The organism is Treponema sp. UBA785 (assembly GCF_002297065.1).
Lineage (GTDB): Bacteria > Spirochaetota > Spirochaetia > Treponematales > Treponemataceae > Treponema_D.
Genome location: NZ_DBJD01000099.1, coordinates 19,285 through 27,379 on the forward strand (window position 1 = coordinate 19,285; position 8,095 = coordinate 27,379).

Annotated in this window: 6 protein-coding genes; 1 reads left to right on the forward strand and 5 read right to left on the reverse strand. The window is 37.7% G+C overall.

What is annotated here, in order from left to right; translation table 11 throughout:
• Positions 1-11: 11 nt before the first annotated feature.
• The gene (locus tag B2X33_RS09285) at positions 12-368 is read left to right on the forward strand and encodes a TraR/DksA family transcriptional regulator (RefSeq protein WP_296023488.1); all 357 of its coding nucleotides are present in this window, start codon (positions 12-14) and stop codon (positions 366-368) included.
• On the opposite strand, the gene B2X33_RS09290 is transcribed toward B2X33_RS09285, so the two are convergent.
• The 5 genes from B2X33_RS09290 to B2X33_RS09310 all read right to left on the reverse strand — a co-directional run bounded on the left by B2X33_RS09290 (position 365) and on the right by B2X33_RS09310 (position 8,015).
• Complete coding sequence (locus tag B2X33_RS09290; RefSeq protein WP_296669197.1) at positions 365-1,249, reverse strand: histidinol-phosphatase; 885 nt, start codon at positions 1,247-1,249, stop codon at positions 365-367. The two genes, B2X33_RS09285 and B2X33_RS09290, sit on opposite strands and share 4 nt — an antisense overlap.
• Positions 1,246-3,249, reverse strand: a complete 2,004-nt coding sequence (locus tag B2X33_RS09295) for a response regulator (protein ID WP_296669198.1) — start codon at positions 3,247-3,249, stop codon at positions 1,246-1,248. The genes B2X33_RS09290 and B2X33_RS09295 overlap by 4 nt, the downstream gene beginning before the upstream one ends.
• Entirely contained in the window at positions 3,236-4,501 is a 1,266-nt protein-coding gene (locus B2X33_RS09300) for a response regulator (protein ID WP_296023474.1), read from the reverse strand. The genes B2X33_RS09295 and B2X33_RS09300 overlap by 14 nt, the downstream gene beginning before the upstream one ends.
• Before the next feature lie 295 nt (positions 4,502-4,796).
• Entirely contained in the window at positions 4,797-6,914 is a 2,118-nt protein-coding gene (locus tag B2X33_RS09305; protein WP_296669200.1) for a methyl-accepting chemotaxis protein, read from the reverse strand.
• 24 nt (positions 6,915-6,938) lie between these two features.
• The gene (locus B2X33_RS09310; protein WP_296669201.1) at positions 6,939-8,015 is read right to left on the reverse strand and encodes a TRAP transporter substrate-binding protein; all 1,077 of its coding nucleotides are present in this window, start codon (positions 8,013-8,015) and stop codon (positions 6,939-6,941) included.
• Between the last annotated feature and the right edge of the window lie 80 nt (positions 8,016-8,095).

The window sequence follows — 8,095 nt, forward strand, 5'->3', positions numbered from 1 at the left end:
GGGAGACGGATATGGAAAAAACATTTGTTGAAAAAATGAAAGAAAAATTAATTGAGCAGAAAAATACGATTCTTGGATCTCTTGCTGCACAAAATGAAGATTACAAAAAAATTGTCGAAGGCGGAGAGTCTGGAGATGAAGTTGATGTTGCTTCTGATGTTGTAGATGGTCGTTTGCTTGAATCGCTTGGCGCTCAGGATTCAAACCGCCTGCAAATGATAAATAATGCGCTTGATCGCATTAAACAGGGAACTTATGGCCGTTGCCTAGTTTGTAAGAAAGAAATTCCTGAAGAAAGACTCGAAGCGATTCCTTACGCTTTTATGTGCATTAACTGTCAGAGCCGCAACGAAAGACAGAATCGCTAAATCTTATATGTGATTATATTTTTATTTTTCGGGTATGCAAGCTCTGTGTACCCGATTTTTTTTGCAAGAGCAACAGCTTCTTCAAATGCGCAATCTAGCGTTTCGGCGGCATGCGAATCCGAGTTGACCATTATCGGGACGTTTTGTTCGTGCAAAAGCGTTAAAAAATATTCTGACGGGTATGGAAGTGTTAAAAATCCGCGGCTTATTGCGCCTGTATTTATTTCGCAGATAACTCCAGCATGGCTTATGGATTTTGCAGTTTCTTTAAGTTCGTTTTTGTACCAGCCTTCATTTTCGTTAAAAAATGGATTTTTCTGGTTGAATTTGCGGACTAAGTCTGCGTGGCCGATTACCGAAAAATTACATTCCGAAAGCATTTTTCGCTCTGATTTAAAATAATGGCAGATCATTTTTTTTGCATTGCCTGAGTAAACGTTTTTTATTCCTTCAAAAAGTTTTTCTGCGCTCCAGTCGACAGGCATGGTTTTTTCTGGAGAGTTTTCACCATTGTACAGATAATGAATAGAACCGATTAAAAAGTCGGGAGAAAATTTTTTATAAGCGTCAAAATCCGGTTTGCAAAAAGGCGGAATATAGTCTGCTTCAAAACCACAGAAAATTTCTATTTGATCCGCATATTTTTGTTTTAGAGAGTTGATTTCTTGAGTGTATTTTTCAAATTCATCTTTTTTTATGCTGTCGCCAAAAGAAAACGGCCAGGTTGAATGGCTCGAAAAACCTAAAATCTTAAAACCTTTTTTTATGGCAGAAATGACATTTTCTTCCGGTGTGTTTTTTCCGTCGCAAAATGTGGAATGTGTGTGAAAATTTACTTTTAATGGCTTTGAATCTTTTCTTAAATCAAAAAAATCTTTCATTTTTTTACTGCCTGTTCTTCTCTTATGAATTTTGCTACAAGTTTTTTAAAGCGGACATATTCATGCTTAAATTCTTCCAGATTGAATCTGCAGCTTGCGATGTCATTTGTTTTTGCCGTAAGATTTAGTCTGGAAGCGTATTCTGCAAGCAATTTTGCGCTTACCGTGCCAGAACTGCCTTTTAGAGAATGACCCAGTGCGCGTAATTTTTCAAAATCTTTTGCTTCAACAGCCATTTCCGCTTCTTTTAAAAGTCGGTTTGTCTGTTTTGCAAAAATTTTTAATACTTCGATTGCAGACGCAATATCACCGCCTGTAGTGTCCAAAAAATCTTCTTTGTCCCATGCCGTTTTTTTTGCAGAAATTTCTGGTTCGAGGGTTGTTACAGATTTTAAAACAGGCAAATCTATAATTGGAATCCAATTTTCGAGAATAGTGCGGATTGTGTTGCTTTTGAACGGCTTTACAAGAATGTCGTTTATGCCACTTTTTTTGTATGTTTCAAAATCGTTTGAGTCGTTATTTGCCGTACACGCGATGATAATTCCTTTGTAGCCGGATTTTCGGAGTTCGATAGTGGCTTCAACTCCATTTTTTACAGGCATTTGAATGTCCATAAAAATTATTTCAATGTTTGGATTTTGTTTAATCTGTTCAACTGCCTGCTGCCCGTCTTCTGCTAAAAAAACATCTGCTCCAAAATTCCGCAAAAAAGTTTCGATTAACTTGCTGTTTACAGGATGGTCTTCTGCAACGAGAACTCTTTTGTTTTTTGCAACAGATGAATCATCAACCGGATCAAGAGTCATAATCATGTCGTCGTTTGCAAGTTCCAGTTCAACAATGTTGTTATTTTTTTTGACTGTACTTTCCTTTAAAAGCTCAAATACTTTTCTTCGCTTTAATGGCTTGTAAAGGTATCCTTCAAACCAGTTGAGCATTTTCATTTTTGCTTCGCCTTTCATTTGGCCTTCTGGTACAAGAAGGTAAAGTTTTGGCGTGTTTTTTATTTTTTTTTCATTGTGAATTTCGCTTGCTAAATGCCAGCCGTCCATTGCTGGCATGATCATATCGATAAAAACGAGATTAAATGGATTTTTTTGAGCTTCTGCGTTTAAAATAAGTTGAATTGTGTTTTGAGGTTGTGTTGTCGATTCAATATTAAAGATTCCTGCGGCATTTAGAATTTTTATAAGTGAATTTGATGCTTTTTGGTTGTCGTCAATTATTAAGATTTTAGATTTTTTTTGAGAGGAAACTGTTTCTCTTTGTTCAAAATTTTCAAATCCAGGATTTTTTACAATTGGCAGTGTAAACCAAAAAATTGACCCCTCGTCTTTGTTTGGCTTTACGCCGATTCTGCCATTCATTAAATGTACAAGATTTTTGCTGATTGAAAGTCCGAGTCCTGTTCCGCCGAATTTGCGGTAAGTAGAAATATCACCCTGGTAGTAATTTGTAAAGATTTTTTCTTTTTGTTCTTTTTTTATGCCGATTCCAGTATCTTTTATCGTGAATAAAATATTTTTTGCCGCTTTTTTTAGTTCAAGATGAATATAGCCGTGATTTGTGAATTTTACAGCATTTTTTAAAAGATTTAAGATTATCTGCTGAATTCTGACAGGATCGCCGCAAATTATCGAAGGAATTGAAAAATCAATGTCCGTAATAATTTCAAGTCCGCGGTTAAACGCTTCGATGCTGATTAAATCTACGACCTGCTCCGTAAGTTCGACAATGTTAAAAGGAACTGACTCCAGCTTAAACTGGTCGGAACGGATTTTTGTAAAATCCAAAATATTGTTTGCAAGGTCGAGCAGAACATCTGCGCTGAATTGAATTTGGCGTATGTATTCGCGCTGTTCGTCGTCCATGCTTGTGTTTTGCAAAAGTTCAACCGTGCCGATAATTGTTTGGATTGGTGTTCGGATTTCGTGAAGTGTGCTCGCAAGATAACGGCTGGCTTCGTCAATCGCACTGAAAGAGTTAGAATTTTCCATTTATGATTTCCAGTGCTTTTTGAATTATAAAATCAGGTTTTTGAGGTTTTACAATATAAGTTTTTACACCGAGCGAAAGCGACTGAACAATAAGTTCCCTCTGTGCCGACTGTGAATAAACGATTATCGGACTTTTTATGTTGAATTGCTGCAAGTTTTTTAAAATATCAAAACCGCTTATTCCTGGCATAAAAATATCAAGAATAATTAGAGTGTAATTATTTGTTTTTGCAGCCTGTAAAAATTCAGTTCCGCTTGAGAAAAGATCACATTCAGCATTTATAGATTTAAAACTTAGCGAAAGCAGCTGTCGGACGACTGCATCATCATCGACAATTGCAATTTTAAACGGCTGAATACCGTCTTGTTCTTCTTCGTGTTCTGCAGTTCCTGTATCTGAATAAAAACGCATTTCTACAGAACCTTCGTCTTCTGAACCTGTTGATGTTAAAATCTGATCTGAAATTATGTCTTGAACTGTTGATTCTGAACTGCTTTCAACCAACGAATTTAAAACTTCGTTTAAGTTTGAAACGACCTCTACACCGTAATATTCTGTATGTCCGTCAACGAATTCTTTTGCAAAAGTGTCTAGCGAAAGAACTTTTAAGTTTTTTCGTTCAATTCTCTTGTCTGCAAGAATATTATCAAAAAGGAGCTCAAGGTTTGAGCCGTCGACAAAACTCAGAGAAAGGCCTGTCATCATTACTATAACTTTCGGAGAATCCAGACGATTTTTGTCCATAAGTTCTGTTAGCTTGTATTTTAGGAGGGCCATTTTTTCGCGGTTAAGCCCTTGTGCAATTTCAATAAAAATAATGTTTTTGTTCAGGTGAATTTCAAGCACGCACGGAGTTATGTCCATTGTAAATGCAGAACGCAAAATTTGTCCGATTGATTCAAAAAAAAAGTCGAATTTGATTGGTTTTGTAAAATATTTTGCAACACCGTAATGAATAAGCTGTGCAACACGTTCCTTTTCGATTTTTGGACCGGAAATAATCATTGGAATTTTGACTGTATTCGGATTTGACGCTTTTTTATCCAAAAATTCCTGCATATCGTCAATCGAAGTTTCAATATCCAAAATAATCAGGTCAGGCAGGTCGTTCGCCATTTTGATTACGGCATCGCGGTGTCCCTGCGCAGTTTCAACCTCAATTTTTTCTTCGTTAAGTTTTTCTGTTAAAAATTCCCTGAACATTGGGGTTGCGTCTATGATTAAAACCTGTTTTTTTGGAAACTGTGCCATACTTTGATTTTAGAATAACTCTATCGAATTTTCAATTAAAATCTTTTGATAGAAGATTTTGTTTTAACGAAAAATTAACAGAATTGCAGACATACTTTCTCTTTTGGTTTACTTTGGAATTGCAAAATTCTTTCTTCAACTTTGAGTTTTTGGAAAATTCAAAAAAAACACCTCCCAAGAAACTTTATTTGTGCTTCTTTAGGAGGTGTACTCTAGAAGGTTAGTTTTATTGACTGATTTTTGGTTTTGTCAATTTTTTACGACAAGCTTATAAAGCCGTCTGAACGTAATTCTGTTAAATTTTGAACAAGTCGATTTCTGAACCGATTTTGTCGATAGAATCTTTCACTTTGTGCGAAATATCCGAAAGTGATTCTTCTGCCGCGCTGATTCTTTCGGCCCCTTCGCTCATATTTGACATGCTGTCGCTCATTTTTACCGTAATCTCTTTTAGAGAGTTGATTTCGTTCATGATTTTTTCGTTGCGGTCTTCCATCTGTTTTGAAGAAGAGCGTACATTGTTTGTACTTTCGTTCATGTCTTTGAGAGAATTTACAATTTGTTCTGAACCAATCTGCTGTTCATTCATTGCGCCCTTAATCTGCACAACAAGCTGGTCTGTTTCATGAATTTTGTTTGAAACAAGAGCCAGCGCTTTGCCAGATTCTGTTGCTGAAGAAACAACGTTCGTAATTGAATCGCGGATTTTGTCGAGTTGTTCTCCAATCGTTTTTGATTGCAGCGATGAAGTTTCTGAAAGTTTTCTAATTTCGTCTGCAACAACGGAGAATCCTTTTCCTGCTTCGCCAGCATGCGCTGCTTCGATTGCCGCATTCATTGCAAGAAGGTTTGTCTGTTCCGCAATCGAAGCAATTACAGAGTTTGCCTCCTGAAGCATTTTTGACTGGCCCTCAATAGAAGTAATTTGGTCGTTTACATCTTGCTGTTTAGAAAAACCTGCCTGTGCGTTTGCTGTAAGTTCTTCGAATGAAACTGCCATTTTGTCGACAGAACTGTTTACGCTTGCAATGTTTCCAACCATTTCTTCGACCGCCGCAGTTGCTTCGTTTACACCGCTTACCTGTTTTTCAATCATATCGTTCAAAACCGTAATTGAATTTGAAATTTCGGAAACTGAACTGGCCGTTTGATGTACGCTGTCGTTTTGGAACGAAATTTGATTTCGAATATTGGAAAGATTTTGAATTATATTTGAAATTGAACTTGAAGTTTCTGTCGTAGTTTCGGACATCTGGCTTCCGGCAGAATAAAGAGTTTCTTTTGAACTCTTTATTTCTCCTACGATTTGCTGCAATTTGTCGCAGAAAAAGTCAAATTGAATTACAAGATCGCCAATTTCATCGCGGATAAGCAGCTTTACACGTTTTGTAAGGTCTGCATCTCCGCTTGCCATATCTTTGAGCGTATTTGTTACATTATAAATTCGCCACATAAGCCAGCGTACAAAAAATCCGCCGATTGTAATGATGAGCGCACAAAGGATACATACTACTGGAATAACGATTGTTCCGGTTTTTGCACGGATTGCTTCGATTGATTCAATGCTCTTTGCAATAAAGAACATTCCTGTAATCTTTCCGTCGCCTGATGTAATCGGGAAATAATATCCGTAGTACGAACGTCCGCTTATATCGACAGGTCCTGCAAATGCATTTCCTTCGTGGAGAACTGTTTCTTCAACAAAACTGTCGTCGAGCTTAGTTCCAGCGAGAGAGTTGCCGTCTGAATCCTTTAATGTTGTAGCAGTGCGAATATCATTTTTCAAAACAGTGCATTCAACGTTATAACTTCTTGCAATATAATCAATTATATGAGTTGTAGAAAGATCGTATCCTGTAACAACGGTTCCAAAAATTTTCCCGTTTATGTAGATTGGTTCGCTAGCGATTATTGCATAATTGAAATTTGCAACGCCCTCAATTCCGATTGATGACTCTCCAGAAAGAGCGTTTGCAACTGTTCCAATGTACGAAACGTCTACACCGTCTGTAACATTTGCGCCGCCGCCTTTTAATACTCGTCCGCGGGAATCTGTTACAAACATAAAGTCAATTTCCGAATCGTCTACAAAAGATTTTACAGCGTGCTGCAGCGCATAAGATGAATCGTATTCAATTGCATTTAGAAGTTCAGAATTGCGTGCAAAAAGTTTAGAGTAGTGAGAAAGATCGTTTTCTCTCGAAGTTATATAAAGTTCAACCCCGTCTGCAGTGTGGTTAAGATCTTCTATTGTGTTGTCAATCATCTTGCTGTTAAAAATTCCTAGCGAGAGAATGCAGACACCGATTGAACTAATAACTACGCCTGCACCGATAAAAAGCATTAACTTTGTAGAAATTTTCATGTTGCGTTTTGCTTTTGTGTCGAATCGGTCAAGTTCTTTTTTTGCCATTTTTATCCTCTTACATATAAAAAACTATTGTCTCGCCATCTTAAGGAAGCGTTCCATGCCATTCTTTTTGGCAAACTCGTCCTGAATAGGAAGAGCAATAGCTTTGAATGCTGCTGTGTCGATGTCGCTGTTTTCTACAACAACTGCTCCTTCAGCAATAGTTTTTGCTTTAGAACCAGATGCCTGTTCAAAAGTCTTTTGGCGTTCAACCTGTGTAGCGTAAGCGGCGGCCTGTTCAATCCACTTTTTCTGCGATGGAGTAAGCTTATTGAAGAAATCTCCGTTTACAAGCATAAGGCGGGTTGTAAAGTCGTGTTCTGTTTCGCAGATATATTTTCCGTTTTTTGCCTTGTGATGATTTTTTAAGCTCATATTTGTGTAGTCGTTTTCTGCAGAATCAACTTTTCCAGTGTTCAAAGCATCGTAAAGAACGCCCCAGCCGACTGAAGCAGGAATTGCGCCGCAGCCTTTCCAGAACTGCTGCTGAACTGGCGAGCTTCCGATTCGGATTGTCATGCCTTTTAAATCTTTTGGAGAATGAATTGGTTTTTTACCATAATAGTTTCTTACGCCGGCAGACCAGTATCCAAGAATCTGAATTTTGCCGTTTGTTTTCTGGTTTACGATTCCTGCAAGCTCTGAGCCGAACGGACCGTCCAGAACTTTTCCCCAGTGCGCAAAATTGTTAAAAAGATAGTTGAGCGAGAAAATGTCAACTTCTGCGACGCCAAGACTCGTAAGGTATCCTGGAGAAATTACTACGATGTTTGCTTCTCCGCTCTGGAGCTTTTTAAAAAGCTCGCCTTCGTCTTCGCTCATAGTTCCGTTGTAAAGAGTTGCAGTTGCTCCTCCGCCAGAAACTTGCTCAAGTTTGTCCTTAAATGCTTTTGCGCCAAAAGTGTAAGGATTGTCATCTGCGGTCTGATTGTGAGCCAGAGAAACTGTAATTTCGAGGGAGCGTGATTCAGTTTTTTTTGAAGCAGATGTTTTTGTTTTTGCAGAATCTCTTGAGATTACTTTTCCAGCCCGTGCAGCGTGCATTGAAAATGTTGCCGAAAGCATAAGTGCTGCAGCAATAACCGATTTTAAATTTTTTTTCATTTTAATCTCCCATAAAAAGTCAAGATTAAAACTTCAGTTTTAGAATTGACTTTTTAAATTGTTTCGCAACGAAGTGAGAA